Raw genomic sequence first — 20,310 nt, 5'->3', positions numbered from 1 at the left:
GGAACAGACGTGCTTTTTTTCCTTGGTATCCTTCTCAGGCATTATCTCTACACCCCCATAAAAAGTATCTGTCGAAGTGTTATAATTAACATATTATCCGTGCCGTTACAACATGCTTGGGAGGCCCAGGCTCTTTGAGCTGTCCTTGAAGGAAAAACCGAGAAGAGTCGGTTTTGCGACCCCCTTATGCTGGATGAGCACCTTGAAGGTATCGCCCATGCCCCCGGGCGCTATAAGCCTTGCCAGGGCCCTGTTGAAGCCAATCTCTTCGACCCCGGCTGAGCCAGGAGGCGGGGCCTTCAAATCTTCAAGGATGCCGAGGCCCAGCAGAAAATTCTTCTGCGTGGCAAAGCCGGTAAGGCCGAGCCCGTAACTTCCGCCGTATAGCGCGAGCGCCGTGAAATCAACGTGGGTGGTTATATCCTGCGCGCCTATGTTCAGGAAGGGGTTGTCGTTGAGCGTATGCCTGAAGTGGCAGAAGAGGCTCCCCTTCCTCTCCGGCGAGTAAAGCTCCCTTGCGGGAAGGCCGTAGTCTATCGTCATTATGAAGCCGCTGCCCATAAGGGCAGCGGCCCTTTTGAGCCACCTCGGCCCCTCAAGGTTCACCTCGGTCCTCATACCCTCGAACGGCTCGACGGACATATCCCTTAAGTACTCGGCCAGCTCCACGGTAGAAAGCGCCCCGGGCAACTCGAAAAAGGCAGAGCCGTCATGGCCCACGTAGAGCTCCTTAAGCGAGCCTTCGGCGAAGAGCACCCTGTGGACAGGGAAGCTGTCTATCAGTTCATTGGAGAGTATGCAGCCGGACTCAAAAGGCGGGACATCTTCAAGGCTCTCGTACCAGGCGGCACGCTCGGTTGAAGGCTCCTTGAGCGCCGTGTTCCTCTCGACCAGGCATGCCCTTATGGCAGACAAGAGGCCTGGCGAGACAGACTCAAGCGCTTCTATTATTCCCCTGGTAAGCCAGCCCCTGCCGGCACCGGCCTCCACGAGCACGAAAGGGACAGGGCGGCCAAGGGCCTCCCACATCCCTGCAAGCTCCTTGGCTATGGTCCTCGCGAAGGCCGAGCTTACGTCGATGCTCGTTATGTAATCCCCTTCCGGGCCCCAGGTCCGCCTCCCTGAGGTGTAATACCCCTTGCCCGGATAATAAAGGGCCATCTCCATGAACTTCGCGAATGTAATGGGACCGTCACGCCGGATCAAAGAGGCTATCACTTCAGCAAGGCAAAGACCGTCAAGACCCGGGGAGGGATTCACCCCTCCCCGTTCCCGTCCTTCAGGCATTTACAACCTCTATAAAGGCCTCGCTCGGCGCGTGGCACATAATGCATACGTCGGGCGGGTGCTCTCCTTCATGTGTGTAACCGCACTCTACGCACTTCCATCTCTTCATATCTACTATTTTCCTTTCCTTCCAAGGGCGGTCTCGTACGCGTCGGCGTGAGACTCTTCATCCTGCAGTATTGTTTCGAACATGAGCCTGGTCGTTGAGTCGCCGAGATCGGCGCAGAGCTTTACGATGGCCCTGTAGTCCTCGATGGCCTTGTCCTCGAGGCCGAGGTCGGCCTTGAGCATGGTCACCAGGTCCCCTCCCCTCAGTATCTGGCCGGGCTTCTGGACCGGCACCCCGCCCAGGTAGACTATCCTCTCGGCGATCGTCTCGGCGTGCTTCATCTCTTCCATGGCGATTTTTTTGAAGAGGTCCAGTATAGCCGGGCTCTCAAGCCCCTCACCCTCGTAGTGATGGCCCATGTACTGGATTATAGCCGTTAGTTCCGCGGTCCTCGCCGAATTGAGCGCGTCGATTATCTTCTTCTTTGCCTCTTCACTGATTTTCAGGCCCATCATCCACCTCCGTATGAAATAGGTTCGCTTTACGCGGCAACGCTCAAAATGGCCTTTTTTGTCTTGTCAGGCCGAATTGATTAACGACAATTATATCTTATATTTATCAAGTTGTCAGGTCATTGCAAGTCTAACAGGTTGCTGAAAAATCAAAATCGCATTCAGGCTCCACAGAGCGACGCCGCGGATCGGCCTTTTTAAGCCACCTGCTGACGCATCCCGTGCCTTGACATTATTCAGAGAAATGGTTAACTCGAATATAGGGTCGCCCCAAGGCCTCTATGAAACCCTCCGGCTGCCTGGTCCCTGACCGGGGCGGCGCCTCCAATCAAGAAATAAAGGAGGGTCTTATGAGCGTCGCTTACAAGCATGAAATCCCTCACCCGGCAGAGGCGTTTGGAAAGCCGGGCCTTTCCCCGCGCTGGTCGAGAGCCTCAAAACAGGGCGTAGGCACCGCCTTGAGCGCCTTCTCAAGGGTCTGGTTTACGATCGCCGACGGCATCATAACAGAGGTATATTACCCCGATACCGGCACCGCCGATATAAAGGACCTGAGGTTTCTCGTAACCGACTCGAAGACGTTCTTTGACGAGGAAGGCACAGACACTGAAATAACCAGCCTCGGCCAGATACACGAAAAAGCCCCCGGATACATAATAACGAATACCGCAAAATCAGGCCTCTGGTCCATCACAAAGCGCGTCATCACTGACCCGCAGGCCAACTCCCTCGTAATCCACACGGACTTCAAGGCCCTCCACGGCACTACGGCGGATTTCCGCCTCTTCGTACTGCTCGCGCCCCACATAAAGAACAAGGGCGCCGGCAACTCCGGAAAATACGCCGCCTACGGCAGGAGGAACTACCTCCTGGCATGGAGGGAGGATATCGCCGCGGCCCTTTCCGCCGACCAGCCGTTCCTCAGGATGTCAGCCGGTTACTCGGGGGTATCGGACGGCTGGCACGACCTCAAGGACAACCTCGATATGGACTGGTCCTTTGAGAAGGCCGAGGACGGCAACATCGCCCTTATAGCCGAGCTTAAGCCGAGAAGCGACATCGTCCTTGCCTTGAGCTTCGGAAAGGACGAGGCGGAGGCCGTCCTCGATACCGAACGGACCCTTTCGAGGGAGTATCATGACATCGAAAGAGAGTACATACGAGGCTGGCGGAGATACCTTAACGGGCTTATGCCGCTCGGGAGGCGCTCCGCGGACGGCGGCAGGAGGTTCTGGACAAGCGCGATCGTCTTAAAGACCCATGAGGACAAGACATCCCCAGGCGCTCTCGTAGCCTCGCTCTCCATACCATGGGGCGAGGTCAAAGGCGACGAGGAGGCCCTCGGCTATCACCTTGTATGGCCCAGGGACCTCTGCAAATCGGCCTTCGCGTTCCTGGCGATGGGCGACGGCGCGACCGCGCTTTCAATTCTCAGGTACCTCGGCCGCACCCAGGCGGAGGCCGGGAACTGGCCCCAGAACATGTACACAAACGGAGAGGCCAGATGGCCCTACGTCCAGCTCGACCAGACCGCCCTGCCGATAATCCTCGCGTGGAGGCTCAAGGGCATGGGGCTTGCCGGAGACGAGTTCTATCCGATGGTCAAAAAAGCCGCCTCGTTCATAGCCGCCAACGGCCCCATAACCGAGCAGGAGCGTTGGGAAGAGGGCATGGGCCTTTCACCGGCAACGCTTGCCGCGGAAGTCTCAGCCCTTGTCACGGCGGCGCACTGGGCACGCGAGATGAACGAGGAAACAGCCTCCGAATACCTCTTCTCCACCGCTGACCACTGGCAGACAAGGATCGAGGAATGGACCTTTGCCGAGTGCGACTGCATAGGAGAGGGCGTACCGGGCCATTACATGTGGATAGTCAGGAGCGTCCCTGAATCCATCGCCCCGGGAGAGCAGGTCTGCCACGCGCTCGTCTTCAACAGGAACAGGCCAAAAGACAGGCCCCACCATCAGGGCGAGATAGTCGATACCGGCTTCCTTGACCTGGTAAGGTTCGGGGTGAGAGGCCCAAGCGACCCGCATATCCTAAGCTCTATCAAGGTCGCTGACCGGTTCCTGAGATTCGAGCACAACGGCAGGGTCGCCTTCCATAGATATAACGGCGACGGCTACGGCGAAAAAGAAGACGGCGCGCCCTTTGACGGCTCTGGCGTTGGCAGGCCATGGCCGCTCCTTACCGGAGAAAGGGCCCTGTATGAAATAATGGCCGGCGGGGAGGCTCAAGGGTACATAAGGTCGTTTGAAGAGTTCGCGAACGAGGGGCATCTTTTCCCTGAACAGGTCTGGGACAGCGAGAGCATACCGGCCAGGCGCCTTTACAGAGGGCGCGGCACAGGTTCGGCGACACCGCTTTCATGGGCGCACGCCGAGTACATAAAGCTTCTGAGGAGCGCGCGCGATAACGCCGGGTGCGACCTCGTAGAAGAGGTCAAGGCAAGATACATAGACCGCCTTACGAAGCTTCCGATGGCGGCGTGGAAGAAAAGCCAGCCGGTAAGCGCGGCCAGCTCCGGCGAGATATTGCGTATAATATCCTTGAGGGAAGCGAACCTCGTATGGACGAGCGACAACTGGGCGACCAAGACCGAGGAGCCTATGGCTGGGACAGGCCTGCGTATCTGGCGCACAGACTTCAGCCCCGAAAGGTTCGCCCCCGGCACAAGGCTCTTCTTTACCTTCTACTACAATGACACGGGAGAATGGGAAGGCAAGGACTACGAGATACGCATATACTGATAGACTACAGGATGCGAAACCCTTTAAGGGGCCTTGAACATGAAAAAAAACCTTACGCGAAAGCTGATCGAATCTCACCTGCTCTCCGGTGAATGGGCGCCTGGGGGCGAGATCGCTGTAAAAATCGACCAGACCCTTACGCAGGACGCGACAGGCACACTCGCCTTTCTTGAGTTCGCCGCGCTCGGGCTCGACTCGGTCCAGACCGAGATATCGGCCAGCTATGTCGACCACAACCTCCTGCAGACGGACTACAAGAATGCCGACGACCACAGGTTCCTCATGACTTCAGCGATGAGGTACGGCGTTTACTTCTCGCCTCCAGGCAACGGGGTCTCGCATCCGGTCCACATGGAACGCTTCGGCGCGCCAGGGAAAACGCTCCTCGGCGCGGACAGCCATACCTCGACGGCAGGGGCGCTGGCGATGATAGCCATAGGGACCGGAGGGCTTGATGTCGCTCTCGCGATGGCGGGCGAGCCCTTTCACATGAAGGTCCCGAAGGTCATGGGAGTTAAGCTTACGAAGAAGCTCAAGCCCTGGGTGGCCGCGAAGGACGTGATACTCGAGATGCTCCGGCGGCACAGCGTCAACGGCGGCGTCGGGAAGATAATCGAGTACTGGGGGCCGGGGGTAAAGACACTTACCGCTACCGACAGGGCTACCATCGCGAACATGGGGGCCGAGCTTGGGGCGACGACCACCGTATTCCCGTCGGATGAGATGACAAGAGACTTCCTTGAGCGCCACGGAAGGGTGAGCCAGTGGACGCCGCTTGAGGCCGACCCCAACGCCGAGTACGACGAAACGGACGAGATAGACCTTTCGGCCATCGAGCCGCTTATCGCCTGCCCGTCCTCCCCGGACAACATCAAAAGGGTGGTCGAGGTCGAGGGCACGCCTGTAGCCCAGGTCATCGTCGGCTCCTCCGTCAACTTCTCGTACAAAGACCTCATGGTGGTTTGCAAGGCGATGAAGGGCAGGACCGCGCACCCGGGCGTAAGCTTCGAGATAAACCCGGGGAGCAAGTCGGTGCTTGAAAATGTAGAGCGCGCGGGCGGGACGGTATTGCTTAACCATGCGGGCGCAAGGGTCCATCAGTCGGGCTGCCTCGGGTGCATAGGCATGGGGCAGGCCCCTCCGACAAAGGCCGCGTCGGTGAGGACCTTTCCCAGGAACTTCAAGGGGAGGAGCGGCACGGATGACGACTACGTGTACCTGTCGAGCCCTGAGACGGCTGTGGCAGCGGCCATATTCGGCTCTATCACGGACCCGAGGAAGCTCGGAGCTTACCCAAGGGTCGTGGAGCCGAAAAGATATCTGTACAACGAATCGGTGATAATAAAGCCCATGCCGCCTGATGAAAGAAAAAAAGTGGAGATCATAAGCGGGCCAAACATAATCCCGTTCCCGGACTTTGACGCATTGCCCGACTCATACGAAGGGCGGGTGGTATTGAAGACCGGGGACAACGTTTCCACGGACGATATACTCCCGGCCGGGAACCGGGTGCTGCCCTTCAGGTCGAATATCCCGAAGATAAGCGAGTTCGCCTTCGAGCTGCTTGACAGGCAGTTCCGCCAGAGATGCAAGGATAGCGGTGGCGGGATAATCGTTGGAGGAGAGAACTATGGACAGGGCTCATCACGGGAGCACGCGGCCATAGTCCCCAGATATTTAGGCATAAGGATAAAGGCCGCGAAGAGCTTCGCGCGCATACACAGGGCGAACCTCGTTAACTTCGGGATATTGCCGCTTCTCTTTAGCGACCCTTCCGAATACTCAGCCGTTGAACAGGGGGACGTGATATCGCTCGCCGACATACGGAAGGCGGTAGAGAGCTCCGACGAGGTCATAGGGATCATCAAGGAAAAGGGGCGCGGCTTGAGGTTCATATTGAATCTCAGCCCCAGGGAGCGAGCCTGCATCCTCGAAGGCGGCCTTATCAACAGGTTGAGGAAAGAGAAAGGGCATAAGGGCACAGAAGCCATCGTACCGACATCAAAAAAGTAATAAATTGCCGTACTTGCCATGCCCCTTTTAGATATCCCAGGCTGCTCAAAGGCCTGTATGCGCCCTTATATCCGCCACAAGACGCTCGAACGAGCCGTTGCCAGCTCCGGCTACGAGTTTTATATCCTCTTTTCCCTTGCCCAACCCGAGCTCAAGGGCCGTCCTTATCTGCTTCTGTTCCCAGACCGGCCTGGACGCAACCGGCGCCCATTTCCCGAATGACCTGATAAGGCCGAGACCGGCTATATCGGCCGCTACCCTGTCGCCGCTCGCGATGACGACGTCGGTCCTGGCTGGAGTTCCTTCCCACGGGCCGCCCTCTATCATGGAGACGGTCCCGTCCACGATATTGAGATCCGGCGTATATGCCGCGTTGAATTCCGCTATCAGCTCCTCCCAGTGGGCCGGGTCAAGCAGGTACGGGCGCTGCCTCAGGTGGGTGCAGCCGATGAAGTTTTTTAGAGTTATGGAATAGCTCGCCGACCTGTGGGTCTTTATGACCGGCAGGTTCACGATAAGGTCCGTCCTGTATATCCACTCGGTAACATAAGCTTCCTTCAGGTATCTCGTCTTATCGAGTGGCACGCCGTACCATTCGAAGTCCTCGAATATGACCGGCTCGGCCCCATTGTCTTCCGCCGCCCTGAGTATGCCGTTTCTGGTCATGTTGCGCCTGGTCGAGATAGTCCTGAGCGCGGACATGTCCCCCACATAGACCTTCTTCGCGCCGTGGCGCAAAAGAAGCCTCACAACAGCCGCTACCACCTCCGGGTTTGTCGTGACAGGGTTCTTCTCGCCTGAGACCACGTTAGGCTTGACGAGCACGCTCTTGCCCTTGAGGGATAGCCTTTCAAAGCCTCCGATGAGGCCTACTGCCGCCTCCACCATCTCTTCTGCGCTGCGGCCTGTAGCCACCGAGACAAGCGGACTCTTCCCTTCTGTAAACAGGTTCTCCCTGAGCCTCGGCTTTTTTTTGGTCCTGGGGGATCTGAAGAGCTGTGCCATGGCTGGAGTGCCACCCCAAAGGAGGCAAAAGATGGACGCGCCTAAAGTCTTGAGTATTGAGCGCCTTGTGGTCATCTTCCGCTATATAGAGGTATGGTTTTCCATAGCCGCTTGCTAATTATAGCAGATACCGGCGGTGGCGGGATGTGGGTGGGTTACCGTATCATCCGCTTAAGCGAAGTAAAATCGTCGATTATGATATCGCATCCGGCGGCCTCCAGCTCGCCCCTTCCCCTGAAGCCGTAGGAGACGCCTACCGTGTACGCTCCGGCGGCCTTGCCAGCCTCGCAGTCTACCGGGCTGTCGCCCACGACGACCGTCTTTTCAGGAGGGGCGCAAAGGTCGCTCATGGCCTTCTCTATCGGCTCTGAATGAGGCTTTTTGTTGGGAAGAGAGTCTCCCCCGAGGATGACGCTAAAAAAATCCTTGAGCCTTACTATCTCAAGGATGCTTTCGGCCAGGCCGAAAGGCTTGTTCGTGACTACCGCGAGCTTCTTGCCGGCCTTCATGAAATGGCCTATAGTATCCTCCACTCCAGGGTATACGCTGGTCTTAACCACAAGGTGGTCTCCGTAGAAATCGAGGAACTTAAGCCTCGCCTCGGCTATCCTCTCGGATGTCTCTCCCGGCATGAGCTTCTCAAGGAGCGGCTTAACGCCCCAGCCGATGTGGCCGACTATCTCGCCTATCTGTTTTTTCTCATGGCCCATAGCGGAAAGCGTCATATTGGCGGACCACGCTATGTCCTGGCTTGAATCTATAAGGGTCCCGTCGAGGTCGAATATCAGCAGCTCCGCGTCTATTACAGTCCGTTTCATTCCCATTTTCCTTTCATAATCTCACGGCAGTATAGCATAACTCATAAGAGCGGCACGCCTTTAACCGACGTAAGCCGAAGGCAGGTTTAACACCAGCCCTGATGGGCCATTACGCCTTTACTTTCCATGGCCTATCTGTTAATATCTCAACTGCCTTTTATACCAGAAAGTCCTGTTTATGATAAGGAAAGCAGTAGTCGCAGGGCGGTTCTACCCAGGCGCCAGGGCAGAGCTCAGCAAGGCCCTGAACGCCCTTTTGAGCCACTCTCCCGTAGAGGAAGCGAGGGCGATACTGGCCCCCCATGCCGGGTACGTCTTCTCAGGGGCGATCGCGGGGCAGGTATACTCTTCGGTGCGCGTGCCCGACAGGGTCGTCCTGATCGGCCCCAACCACACCGGCCTCGGCCCGCGCGCCTCTGTCATGGCCTCCGGGTGCTGGGAGATACCGCTGGGCAGGGTCAAGGTCGATACCGGGGCGGCGGAGGCAGTATTAGCCTCAACGCCCCTTTTCTCGGCTGATACGGAGGCGCACTTGATGGAGCATTCGATCGAGGTGCAGCTCCCTTTCATATACGTCCGGAACCCTGACGCAATGATAGTGCCCATTACCGTTATGCAGGGCAGCGCCGTGGAATGCGAGGAGATGGGCAGGGCCATAGCCGGCGCGCTCTCCGGGCTTGCCGGCCAAACGCTCATCGTGGCGAGCACGGACATGAACCACTTTGAGCCTGACGGTCTGACAAGGGCCAAGGATAAACTGGCGATAGACAAGGTGCTGGCCCTTGACGCCAGGGGCCTTCTTAAAGCAGCCTCGGAAAACGATATCACGATGTGCGGCGTGGTCCCTTCCGCCATAACGATATTCGCCGCCAGGGAACTTGGCGCGAAGAAGGCCAGGCTCGTAAGCTACGCCACCTCCGGGGACGTGAACGGAGACCTAAGCCAGGTCGTCGGTTACGCCGGGGTCATAATAACATAAGCATCCCATATTCTTGTTTCCATAGGAGGAAGTTTTGACTGTAAGGACACGGTTCGCCCCATCTCCAACGGGCTATCTCCATATCGGAGGGGCAAGGACAGCCCTCTTTAACCTGCTCTTCACCAGGCGCAACAAGGGGATCTTTATCCTGCGAATAGAAGACACCGACGTGGCCCGCTCCACCAAAGAGTCTATACAGGCCATACTCGACGGCATGGAATGGCTCGGGCTCAACTGGGACGAGGGGCCTTTTTTCCAGAGCCACAGGTTCGACGAGTACAGAAAGTCCGCCGAGGCGCTGCTGGAAAAGGGGCTCGTCTACCGCTGCTACTGCACCCCGGAGGATCTTGAGGCCAGAAGGGAGGCGGCCTTGAAGGCCGGACGCCCGCCCATGTACGACGGCAGATGCAGGGAGAGGACCGGCTCCCCGCAGGGCCCGTCTGCGCTCAGGTTCAGGGTCCCGCCCGGGACCACAGCCTTCAAAGACGAGATAAAAGGGGTAATATCGTTCGAGAACTCGGCGATAGAGGACCTTATCATCTTAAGGAGCGACGGCACGCCGACCTATAACTTCTGCGTCGTGGTGGACGACTCCACCATGGGGATAACCCATGTAATAAGGGGCGACGACCACATAAACAACACGCCAAAGCAGATACTCCTTTACAGGGCCCTCGGCTACGATATCCCGGTCTTCGCCCACCTGCCCATGATACTCGGGTCGGACAAGACCAGGCTCTCCAAGCGCCACGGCGCGACATCCGTCATGGCCTATAAAGAGATGGGCTACCTGCCGCATGCCCTCGTCAACTACCTCGCGAGGCTCGGCTGGTCCGCAGGCGACCAGGAGATATTCTCGATGGAAGAGCTTGTGGAAAAGTTCTCCCTGGATAGCGTCGGCAAGTCCTCAGGGGTATTTAACCCTGAAAAGCTCCTGTGGCTCAACCAGCATTACATAAAATCAGCCGCCCCTGAAGAGCTCGCCCCGCTTCTCCTCCCCTTCTGGAAGGGGCTCGGGGTAGACGCCTCGGCTGACCAGAGGCTCATGCCGATAGTCAGGACGTTGCAGGAAAGGTCCAGGACGCTCAAAGAGATGGCGGAAAACTCGCTCTTTTACTTCATCGACAAGGTCGAGTACGACCCCAAGGCGGCTGAGAAGCTCTTTACAGCCGATACGGCCGCGCTCCTCGAAGAGCTGCTGACAAAACTGTCCGGGCTTGCCTCGTTCGATGAAACGTCCCTTGAAACCGAGTTCAACTCGCTCCTCGAGGCAAAGGGGCTGAAACTCGGGAAACTCGCCCAGCCGGTAAGAGTGGCCCTGACAGGCGGCACCATAAGCCCCGGCATATTCGAGACACTCGCGGCCATGGGCAAGGAGCTGGCGTTAAAGCGCCTTACGGACGCCATAACCTACATGAAGGCCGCGAAGGGTTAGAATACCTTTCTAAGGCTTTTATTTCCTTGACTTATTCAGCCGTTCTTGGCTAAATATTTGTTTGCGGTTTGCACATGTTAAACGCGGAGTTTGGAATGTCAGGTCTCTTCAAAAAAGTGCTCATAGCCAACAGGGGCGAGATCGCCACGAGGGTCATCCGGGCCTGCAAGGAGCTCGGGATCGCCACAGTGGCCATCTATTCGGAAGAGGACGCCACCTCTCTTTACGTCAAGAAGGCGGACGAGTCCTACATGGTCGGCCCCGGCCCCATACAGGGCTATCTCAACATTCACAGGCTTGTAGACCTTGCCACAAAGGTCGGCGTCGACGCCATACATCCCGGCTACGGCTTCCTCTCCGAGAACCCGCGGTTCCCCCAGCTCTGCGAGAAGAAGGGCATTACCTTCATAGGCCCCACGAGCAGGACCATCGCTGACATGGGCGACAAGGTCATGGCGAGGAAGATGATGCAGAAGGCGGGCGTGCCGATACTGCCCGGGACGGAAGACTCGATAAAGGACGTAGACGAGGCCGTAGCCTTAGCCGAGAAGATAGGCTACCCCATAATGGTAAAGGCCTCTGGCGGGGGCGGCGGCAGGGGCTTAAGGGTAGCGCGCAACAAAAAAGAGCTCGTCGACTCCATCACGACCGCCAGGAAGGAATCGGCCGCCGCGTTCGGCGTCTCCGAGGTCTTCCTTGAAAAATTCATAGAAAAGCCTCACCATATAGAGTTCCAGATACTGGCCGACAACCACGGCAATATCGTCCACATGGGCGAGAGGGACTGCTCTATTCAGAGGCGCCACCAGAAGCTCGTCGAGATAACCCCTTCTCTTATCCTTACCGCGGACCTCCGCAAACGCATGGGAGAGGCGGCGATCAAGGCCGCGAAGGCCGCCAACTACACGAACGCCGGCACGGTGGAGTTCCTGGTCGACAACAACAGGGACTTCTACTTCCTTGAGATGAACACGAGGATACAGGTCGAGCACCCGATAACAGAAGAGGTCACCGGGATCGACCTCGTCAAAAAGCAGATAGAGATAGCCTCCGGCATGCCCCTGGGCTTCACCCAGGAGGACGTCAAGGTAAACGGCTTTGCCATAGAGTGCCGTGTCTGCGCCGAGGACCCCAAGAACAACTTCTTCCCGTCCTTCGGCAAGGTCACGGCATATTACTCGCCCGGCGGCATAGGGGTGCGGATAGACGGGGCCATATACAAGGACTTCGTGATCCCGAACTGCTACGACTCGCTCGTCGCGAAGCTCGTGGTGCGCGGCACCACATGGGACGAGACCGTGAGGAGGACCCACCGCTGCCTTGAAGAGTTCGTTATAAGGGGCATAAAGACTACGATACCCTTCCTCAGGAAGATAATGGAGAACGAGGACTTTAGAGCAGGCAATTTCGACACGGGCTTCATAGACAGGAAGCCCGAGCTTATGGACTACGACGAATACGGTGAGCCTACGGACCTGGTCGCGGCCATTGCCGCGGCCATAGCGGCCCACCACGGGTTATAATAGGGAGGCGACAGGATAATGACGAACAAGGCGGCTCAGCCTGCTAAGGCGGACCTTAAACTCAGGACAAGGAGCGACAAGAGGACCTATATAACGGATACCGTCCTCAGGGACTCTCACCAGTCTCTGCTTGCCACGAGGATGAGGACCGCCGACATGACCGGGATCGCCCCCATGCTCGACAAGGTGGGCTACTGGTCCCTCGAAGTCTGGGGCGGCGCGACCTTCGACGCCTGCTTGAGGTTCCTCAAGGAAGACCCATGGGAGAGGCTCAAGGTCTTGAGGAAGGCCATACCGAACACAAGGCTCCAGATGCTGCTCCGCGGGCAGAACCTGGTCGGCTACAGGCACTACTCAGACGACGTTGTGAAAAAATTCGTCGAAAGGGCCGCCAGGAACGGGGTCGACGTCTTCAGGATATTCGACGCCCTCAACGATCTCAGGAACATAGAGGTGGCTGTAAGGGCCGCCAAAGAGGCGAAGGCCATCGTCGAGGCGACCATCTGCTATACCACGAGCCCGGTCCATACGCATGAGGGCTTCGTCGAGCTCGCCCAGAAGCTTGTGAAGATGGGCGCTGACACCATATGCGTAAAGGACATGGCGGGCCTCTTGACGCCTTTTGCGGCCTTTGACCTGGTAGGAAAGCTCAGGGAGAAGATAGCGCTCCCCATACACATACATTCGCACGACTCCTCGGGACTGGCGGCGATGAGCTATTTGAAGGCCATTGAGGCCGGAGCGGACATAGTCGATACCGCCCTTTCAAGCCTCGCCTCCGGCACCTCCCAGCCCCCGACAGAGTCCATGGTGGCGGCGCTCAACGATTCGCCCTATTCAACGGGGCTTGACCTGGGCCTGCTCGCCGAGATAGCCGACAGGTTCAGGGAGATAAGGAAAAAGTACAAGAGGTTTGAAAGCGAGTACACCGCGATAAACCCCAAAACGCTCATGGTGCAGATACCCGGCGGCATGATATCGAACCTCGTCAACCAGCTTAGAGAGCAGAACGCCCTCGATAAGATGAACGAGGTCTTCGACGAGATACCAAAGGTCAGGAAGGACATGGGCTACCCTCCCCTGGTGACGCCAACGAGCCAGGTCGTCGGCACGCAGGCGACCCTTAACGTCCTCATGGGCGAGAGGTACAAGGTCATAACGAGCGAGACGAGGAACTACTTCAAGGGGCTCTATGGCAAGCCCCCCGGCCCCATCGACGAGACCGCGAGGAAGCTCGCCGTCGGGGACGAGAAGCCCATTAGCTGCAGGCCAGCCGACCTCCTTGAGCCTGAGCTGGACAAGGCGATGAGGGACATAGACGGCAAGGCGAAATCGATAGATGACGTGCTGTCGTATACCCTCTTCCCCATAGTCGCGCTCGAGTTCTTCGAGCAGAGGGACTCCGGCAGGCTCGAACCGGAACCGCTTGAGGAGGAGATGTCGGCGCCCGCCGAGCACACGGCCCTTCACCTCGCGCCAAGCGAGTTCAACGTCACTGTGCACGGGGAGAATTACAAGATAAAGGTCGCCGGAGCGGGACATAAGGTCGAAGGCAAGAGGCCGTTTTTCATCTCCATAGACGGCAAGCTCGAAGAGGTGATGATAGAGTCCCTCACAGAGGTCATACCGACCACCGCCGGCGAGATAGAAAGGCCCTCTATAACGCAATCGATCAGGCCCAAGGCCAGGAAAGAAGGGGATGTCACGACCCCCATCCCCGGCAAGGTCACCTCGATAAAGGTTAGCGTAGGGGGCAAGGTCTCTGAGGGCGACACCGTCCTTACGGTCGAGGCCATGAAGATGGAGAACGAGGTGCACACCCCAATAAGCGGCACCGTCAAAAAGATACTGGTCAGGATAGGTGACTCGGTAAACCCGGATGAGACTCTCATAGAGGTAGAAAAGGAATAAGGCCGGGCAGGTCCTCTTAACGCAAAAAAGGCGGGGGCGGTTATACCGCCGCCCGCTTTTTTTTAACCTATGCCCATAATCAAAGTACTCTCAGTCGTCTTCCCGGTCTTCTGCATAATCGGCCTGGGATACCTCTTCGCGAGGTTTAAAAAGATAAGCCTGGAGCCCATAATCGAGGTGCTCCTTTACCTGACTATCCCGGCGCTCGTACTCTCTTCCCTGTCGCACAAAAAGCTCGTAACAGGCGACTTGGCCATAGTAGCCCTCTCCGCCGTCATCGTCGTAGCCGGGACCGGCGCGCTCTCATTCATCTTCCTCAAGGCGATAGGCAGGCAGGACCTGCGTGGCTTTTATCTGCCGACGATGTTCATGAACTCGGGGAACATGTCCTTCCCGCTCGCCCTCCTGGCCTTCGGCCCCGAAGGGCTCACGGTCGCGGTCCTTTACTACGTAGCCATAAGCCTTCTCGTATATTCTCTCGGCATATACATCGCGAAGGGACATGGCGGCCTCTCCGAGATGCTCCGGCTGCCGCTTATCTACGCCGCGGTGATCGGCATAAGTTTGAACCTTGCTGAAATACCCCTCCCGGAGCCTGTCATAACCACCTTTGACATGCTGGGTGCGGCCACCATCCCGATAATGCAGGTAAGCCTCGGCTACAGGCTCTACTCCGCCCGCCTGGCCTTCCACGGCATCTCGCTTGCCGGGACAGCCATAAGGATAGGCGGAGGCGTGGCGATAGCCTGGGGGGTGGTAACGCTCTTCGGCATCGAGGGGCTGAACCAGAAAGTGATACTCCTTTCCTCAGGCATGCCTGCGGCTGTCATAAACTTCGTGGTGAGCCACAGGTACAAGGTGGATAGCGACCTCGTCGCCTCGACCGTGGCCCTATCGACCTTCGCAAGCATATTCACGACACCGCTTCTCCTGCTCTGGATAATGTAGGAGAGCGCCTTAAGAAAAAGCCCAATGCCGGACCCCGTTCTTAAAACATCCGGAAATATCAAGAAATCCTGAATACCTCTATTGAAATCTTAAAGATGATTCGCAAGGTTTACAAGACCGACCTTTTATGATATTATTTTATAGAAAACTCAAGCACTTACAATCAAGGAAGGACCCATGGAAGCACAGGAAAAACCAAAGGTCGCGTTCTTCTCGTTCACATGCTGTGAAGGCTGTCAGCTCATGGTCTTGAGCTGCGAGCGGGAGCTGCCGGATATCCTGAGCCAGATAAAGATAGTGAACTTCAGGGAGGCCATGACCGAGAAGTCCAATGATTACGACATAGCCTTTGTCGAGGGCTCGATAAGCAGAAAAGACGAGATCAGGAAGCTCAAAAAGATACGGAAGCAAGCGAAGGTATTGGTCGCCCTCGGCGCGTGCTCGTCGACCGGCGGGCTCAACTGCCTCAAGAACCGCTACCCCATGGAAGAGGTAAAGGAGAAGGTATACGGGAAGAAAGCGGCCAGGAGCTTTAAGCTAATAGACACCATCCCTGCAAGGCCTGTAGACGCCGTTGTGGACGTCGACTATTACCTGCACGGCTGTCCCATATCCAAAAAGGAGTTTCTCTCCTTCCTGACCGCCCTTCTTATGGGAAAGAAGCCGGAGGTAGCTAACTACCCGGTCTGCGTGGACTGCAAGCTCGCCGGGAATATCTGCGTCTTTGAGAAGGGGATGACCTGCATGGGGCCGGTCTCAAGGGCTGGCTGCGACGCCATCTGCGTCACCTACGGCACATGGTGCTGGGGGTGCAGAGGCACTGTCGACAACCCCAATATCGATTCGCACGAGGAAACGCTCGAAAGATACGGCCTCACGGCTGAGGCGGTCATAAGGAAGTTCGCGCTCTACGGGCAATGCAAGACCGGGAAGAAGTGCCCTCTACCCTGAGAAATCAAAAGGGAAATAGACTCTGATGAAAAAAGACCTCAATATCAGGATACATGAGATAACCAGGGTCGAAGGCCATGGGAATATCGTCATAGATATCAAAAAGGGGCGCATTAAGGAGCTGAAGCTCGAGATAATAGAATCCCCAAGGTTCTTCGAGATGATGCTCAAGGGCAGGCGCTATGACGAGGCACAGCACATAATGGCCCGCATCTGCGGCATCTGCGCCGTGAGCCATACCTCTGCCTCTCTCCGGGCCATAGAGGACGCCATGGATATAAAGATATCCAGGCAGGCGACCCTCTTGAGAAAACTCGCATTCGACGGAGAGACCCTTCAGAGCCATATCCTGCACGTATTCTTCCTGGTGCTCCCGGACCTTGTGGGCGCTGGCTCGATAGTGCCCCTTCTAAGCTCTCACCCTGAGATGGCAAAGACCGGGCTTGAGCTCAAAAGGCTCGCCAACGAAATATGCGAGGTGGTCGGAGGCCGTCACATACACCCGATATCGCTCTTCCCGGGAGGCGTGGTCTTCACGCCCAGGGCACAGGACTTAAGAAGGCTTAAAAATGAGCTTGCCGGAACGTTTTCCGGCCTTGAGGCCACGCTCGATTTTCTCGTGAAGGCCCCGGTCCCGGATTTTTCGCTCGAAAGGGAGTTCGTCTCGCTTAAGTCCAGGGGCGAGTACGCGTTCTACGCCGGCGAGCCGGTTTCGAGCTACGGCAAGGAGATAGACCCCAGGAGCTACACCGGCGAGGTAAAGGAATACGTAGTAGAGCATTCCACCGCCAAGCACGCCCGCTCATCAAAGGGCACATTCATGGTCGGCGCGCTCTCAAGGCTCAACAACAACTTCAGGCAACTCAACCCAAAGGCAAAAGAGGCCCTCAAGGCCTCCGGGATGAAATTCCCCTGCCATAACCCGTTCATGAACAACATGGCCCAGCTCATCGAGTGCTTCCACGCCACGGAAGAGGCCATCGGGCTTATAGACGAGCTCCTTGATATCGGCCCTGTACAGGAGCCGCTCGCAAGGCCAAGGGGCTACGGCAGGGGCGTTGGCATGGTGGAGGCGCCCAGGGGGACTCTCTATCACGAGTACGAGATCGGCAAGGACGGCCTTATTGAGAACGCCGAGTGCATCATCCCTACGGCCCAGAACCTTCGCTCCATCGAGGACGACCTGAGGGCCTTTGTCCCCACAGTCCTTCACAGGCCCAAGGCGGAGATCGCACGGAGTGTAGAAACGCTCGTCAGGGCATACGACCCCTGCATCTCATGCTCTACCCATATCATGGACGTGAGCTTCATAGAATAATCTTTAAGCGCCCCCGCCGATGGGCGCTTAGTGCCTTTACGCCAGCCAAATACCTGTGACCACGGTCACATATCATAAAAAATAAACCGCTTGTCAGGGTTCTCTTCCTGTTGTATATAGATTGAGAGCACCCTTATCCCCGCAAGGCAGGAGTATTCCCGCTTCCATGCTGATAAATGTGACCGAAAAGGGCGTCCTCGACAAGATACTCGAAAGAAAGAGAAGGGACGAGTACAGGCCCGAGGACGTCGACCTCAAAAGGATGCTCAGGGAGATACTCAAATGGGCGAACAGGTTCGTCCCGTCCGAGTCCGGCTCCATACTACTTGACGACCCTACCCTTACCCCTGACCGGCAGAAGCAGGGGCTCCTTTACTTCGTGGCCTGCTTCGGCAAGGGCTCGGCTGCCCTCACCGGGACAACACTTCCGGCCACACTGGGGATAGCCGGAAGCGCCTATACTACCGGCAAGCCCTATATCAGCAAGAAGGTAGAGCACGACAGGAACTTCTACTCCAAGATAGACCAGAAGACCAACTTCCAGACCAAGTCCATCATCTGCGCCCCTATAGGCATAAAGGGGACTACCATCGGGGTAATCGAGCTCATCAACAGGCAAAACGGCATCGACTACGGCCCGGACGATCTGACGCTTCTCAAGATATTCGCCGAATACACATCGACCCTCATACAGAACTCTCTCGACGCCAAGAGGTTCGGCGAGCTCTCGATAAGGGACAACCTCACCGGATTGCACAACGACAGGTACTTCTACGACAGGCTCACGAAGGACGTGCGCAGCGCCTTGCGCTCAAAAAAAGACCTCTGCCTCATCTTCCTCGACCTCGACAGGTTCAAGGAGGTGAACGACAACTACGGCCATCTCGCCGGCAGCAGGGTCTTAGCCGAGCTTGGGGTCGTCATCGCCTCCATTCTGCCCTCCCCCAGGGCCACGGCCGCGAGGTACGGAGGCGACGAGTTCATCGTCATTCTGCCGGATACGGCGCCGGCTGAAGGCATGGCCTTCGCCGAAAGGCTGAGGAAGACCATACAGGACTTTGTCTTCATAAAGGCAAGGTACCCCGGGGGCGAAAAGGCCATCAGGATAAAGGGCGTGATAACAAGCTCGATAGGGGTAGCCGCCCTATCATCCCCGCGCGGCGCAGGGCTCAATGAGGTAAGGGACGCGCTCATAAAAGAGGCCGACTCTGCCATGTACGCCTCAAAACTAACCGGTAAAAACAAAGTGACACAGGCTACCCCCCAGACGGTCCCCGCAGCCAAAAATACCCCTGCCCCGCATATCCGTCCAAAACCAACCATTTGATTTTCCTCATTATTTCTGCCTTGCCCCGACTTGACAGACCTGAACGAAAGGACTATATTTGAATTAGAGATAAGGCACGGTAAGGTGGAGTCAGTTTGGGAGGTAAGCTTATGGCAGACCTGAGGAAATGGGAGCCGTTAAGGGAGTTGGCAACTATCGAGAAGGAGATGGAGGATATGTTCAGGAGGGCATTCGGGGGGCTATCCACGATATTGCCCACCGGGCTTTTGAGGAGGGAGTTCAGGGGCGAGTGGTATCCGCTCGTCGACAGCTTCATGAAAGAGAACCAGTTCGTTGTCCGCGCCGACCTGCCTGGCGTTGACCCCAAGGACGTAGAGATCTCTGTTACCGGCAATCTCCTCACCATCAGGGGCGAGAGGAAGTCCACGGTTGAGGAGAAGAAAGAGGGCTATCTCTTCCACGAGACCTCTTTCGGCGCCTTCGAGAGGACGGTAACGCTGCCTGAGGGCGTTGACACGACCAAGGTGCACGCGAGCTGCAGCAATGGCGTCATCGAGATAACGATGCCCGCAAAAGCTGAGGCCCTTCCGAGGAAGATAAAGGTCGAGGTGATGGGAGATGGCAAAAAGGCCGCTTGACAACGGTCAACGGTCAAATTCAAATCCACCTTATCTCTTAAACAAAAACCCGGGTCAAAGGCCCGGGTTTTCGCGTTTAAACAAAGGTTGAGCCGTAAAACGGTTTACCCTGCACCTGTGAGCCTGCTAACAGGTTTAAATCTTCCCTGAAACTTGGTATATTTGTCTGGTAGCGTTCATATAAATTATTTTAGAAAACAGGGGGCTCTATGTCGAATACAAAAGACGATCTGAAAGAAGCGTTTGCCGGGGAAAGCCAGGCCAATCAGAAATACCGCGCTTTCGCCAAAAAGGCCGAGCAGGACGGCTTCCCGAATATAGCAAGGCTTTTCCGCACCACGGCCGAGGCCGAAAAGATACATGCCGAAGGGCATATAAACGCCCTTGAAGGCGTTAAATCGACCATGGAGAACCTTGAGGCTGCGATAGGCGGAGAGACCTACGAATATACCGAGATGTACCCTCCGATGCTAAAGCAGGCCGAGGCTGAAGGGCACAAGGGCAAGCGCATGATAGGCTACGCGTTACAGGTCGAGCAGGTGCACGCGCGCCTCTACAAGCTCGCGCTCGATGCCGTCAAGAACGGGGCTGACCTTACAGAGACCGAGTTCTATCTCTGCCCTGTCTGCGGACACGTCGAGTTCGGAAGGCCAAAGGAGCCATGCTTCGTCTGCGGAGTGAGACCGGAAAAGTTTGTGCTGGTGGGATAGGGGCGAAGGTTTTTTTAATGTTATGCTTTTTGCGTTGCCGTTATGATCCGCCCGGCAGAAGCTGAACGGACCGCAAAAAAACGCCTGCGTTACAAAGCGGAAAGAAAAAGCGCAGCATCTAAGCTAATAATGTGAGCATTTTTATTCTGGCGCTACGCAGAGGTCAGGGGAAAGA

Annotated in this window: 16 protein-coding genes; 12 read left to right on the top strand and 4 right to left on the bottom strand. The window is 56.7% G+C overall.

The window, feature by feature from the left end; translation table 11 throughout:
• Positions 1-105 precede the first annotated feature (105 nt).
• Positions 106-1,218 (bottom strand): hypothetical protein, encoded by a 1,113-nt coding sequence (locus A2V21_311335; GenBank protein ID OIJ75165.1) that lies wholly within the window; start codon positions 1,216-1,218, stop codon positions 106-108.
• A gap of 183 nt (positions 1,219-1,401) precedes the next feature.
• Positions 1,402-1,848 carry a hypothetical protein gene (locus A2V21_311330; protein OIJ74802.1) on the bottom strand — a complete coding sequence of 149 codons (447 nt, stop codon included), beginning with the start codon at positions 1,846-1,848 and terminating at the stop codon, positions 1,402-1,404.
• A 350-nt stretch (positions 1,849-2,198) separates the two neighbouring features.
• Here A2V21_311330 and A2V21_311325 point away from each other — a divergent pair, with 350 nt between their 5' ends.
• Positions 2,199-4,598: a hypothetical protein gene (locus A2V21_311325; protein ID OIJ75164.1), complete on the top strand. Its 2,400-nt coding sequence runs from the start codon at positions 2,199-2,201 to the stop codon at positions 4,596-4,598.
• A gap of 39 nt (positions 4,599-4,637) precedes the next feature.
• Positions 4,638-6,611, top strand: a complete 1,974-nt coding sequence (locus A2V21_311320) for an aconitate hydratase (GenBank protein OIJ74801.1) — start codon at positions 4,638-4,640, stop codon at positions 6,609-6,611.
• A gap of 45 nt (positions 6,612-6,656) precedes the next feature.
• On the opposite strand, the gene A2V21_311315 is transcribed toward A2V21_311320, so the two are convergent.
• Both A2V21_311315 and A2V21_311310 read right to left on the bottom strand, forming a co-directional pair.
• Complete coding sequence (locus A2V21_311315) at positions 6,657-7,616, bottom strand: hypothetical protein (GenBank protein OIJ74800.1); 960 nt, start codon at positions 7,614-7,616, stop codon at positions 6,657-6,659.
• 155 nt (positions 7,617-7,771) lie between these two features.
• Positions 7,772-8,434, bottom strand: coding sequence for a phosphoglycolate phosphatase (locus tag A2V21_311310; GenBank protein OIJ74799.1), 663 nt, complete (start codon positions 8,432-8,434; stop codon positions 7,772-7,774).
• 178 nt (positions 8,435-8,612) lie between these two features.
• Between A2V21_311310 and A2V21_311305 the strand changes: the two genes are divergently transcribed.
• The 10 genes from A2V21_311305 (at position 8,613) to A2V21_311260 (ending at position 20,135) form a co-directional block, all read left to right on the top strand.
• Entirely contained in the window at positions 8,613-9,413 is an 801-nt protein-coding gene (locus A2V21_311305) for an AmmeMemoRadiSam system protein B (protein OIJ74798.1), read from the top strand.
• Positions 9,414-9,447: 34 nt separating this feature from the next.
• The gene (locus A2V21_311300) at positions 9,448-10,848 is read left to right on the top strand and encodes a glutamate--tRNA ligase (protein OIJ74797.1); all 1,401 of its coding nucleotides are present in this window, start codon (positions 9,448-9,450) and stop codon (positions 10,846-10,848) included.
• Between the two features lie 95 nt (positions 10,849-10,943).
• On the top strand, positions 10,944-12,371 hold the full coding sequence (locus A2V21_311295) for an acetyl-CoA carboxylase biotin carboxylase subunit (protein ID OIJ74796.1): 1,428 nt from the start codon (positions 10,944-10,946) through the stop codon (positions 12,369-12,371).
• 141 nt (positions 12,372-12,512) lie between these two features.
• Positions 12,513-14,282 (top strand): oxaloacetate decarboxylase subunit alpha, encoded by a 1,770-nt coding sequence (locus tag A2V21_311290; protein ID OIJ75163.1) that lies wholly within the window; start codon positions 12,513-12,515, stop codon positions 14,280-14,282.
• Positions 14,283-14,351: 69 nt separating this feature from the next.
• A complete protein-coding gene (locus tag A2V21_311285) occupies positions 14,352-15,230 on the top strand; it encodes a hypothetical protein (protein OIJ74795.1) in 879 nt (292 codons plus the stop codon).
• Between the two features lie 177 nt (positions 15,231-15,407).
• On the top strand, positions 15,408-16,181 hold the full coding sequence (locus A2V21_311280; protein ID OIJ74794.1) for an NADH:ubiquinone oxidoreductase: 774 nt from the start codon (positions 15,408-15,410) through the stop codon (positions 16,179-16,181).
• Positions 16,182-16,206: 25 nt separating this feature from the next.
• Positions 16,207-17,499 (top strand): hypothetical protein, encoded by a 1,293-nt coding sequence (locus A2V21_311275; protein ID OIJ74793.1) that lies wholly within the window; start codon positions 16,207-16,209, stop codon positions 17,497-17,499.
• Between the two features lie 166 nt (positions 17,500-17,665).
• A complete protein-coding gene (locus tag A2V21_311270) occupies positions 17,666-18,826 on the top strand; it encodes a hypothetical protein (protein ID OIJ74792.1) in 1,161 nt (386 codons plus the stop codon).
• A 110-nt stretch (positions 18,827-18,936) separates the two neighbouring features.
• Positions 18,937-19,425: a hypothetical protein gene (locus A2V21_311265; protein ID OIJ74791.1), complete on the top strand. Its 489-nt coding sequence runs from the start codon at positions 18,937-18,939 to the stop codon at positions 19,423-19,425.
• Between the two features lie 209 nt (positions 19,426-19,634).
• On the top strand, positions 19,635-20,135 hold the full coding sequence (locus tag A2V21_311260) for a rubrerythrin (protein OIJ74790.1): 501 nt from the start codon (positions 19,635-19,637) through the stop codon (positions 20,133-20,135).
• The last annotated feature ends 175 nt before the right edge of the window (positions 20,136-20,310 follow it).

The sequence above is a fragment of the Deltaproteobacteria bacterium GWC2_55_46 genome (assembly GCA_001595385.3).
GTDB lineage: Bacteria > Desulfobacterota > GWC2-55-46 > GWC2-55-46 > GWC2-55-46 > UBA5799.
This window is presented reverse-complemented; position numbering and strand designations above follow the sequence as displayed.